The sequence below is a fragment of the Bacillus sp. SIMBA_005 genome, from assembly GCF_046535585.1.
Taxonomy (GTDB): Bacteria; Bacillota; Bacilli; order Bacillales; family Bacillaceae; genus Bacillus; species Bacillus pumilus.
In genome coordinates this window covers 1-279 of sequence record NZ_JAWRWI010000266.1, presented here as the reverse complement: position 1 = coordinate 279, position 279 = coordinate 1, and the positions used below count along the sequence as shown (strand labels likewise).

1 protein-coding gene is annotated in these 279 nt (G+C 36.6%); it reads left to right on the top strand.

Features of this window, described 5'->3' with window-relative positions:
* Window positions 1-279: response regulator transcription factor (locus SB660_RS20045; protein WP_410584042.1), on the top strand; the 279-nt coding region annotated here is incomplete at both ends.

The following is a 279-nucleotide window of genomic DNA, read 5'->3' as shown; positions in this document are numbered from 1 at the left end:
AGGGCATGGCGAATATTGTCATTGTAGAGGATGACATTTTCCTACGCGAAGAATTACAAAATATTTTACAAAAGGAGGGGTACTCTGTAGTGAGTATCTCTTCTTTTGATACACCTATTGAAGATATCCTCGCTGCTAAGCCCGGATTAATCTTGTTAGATTTAAACTTACCTAGCATATCGGGTTTTCAAATTTGTCGTACTTTAAAAATGAAAGGAATTGGTCCGATTCTAATTTTAACTGCTCGTAATCAGATACGAGATGAGTTGCATGCATTAG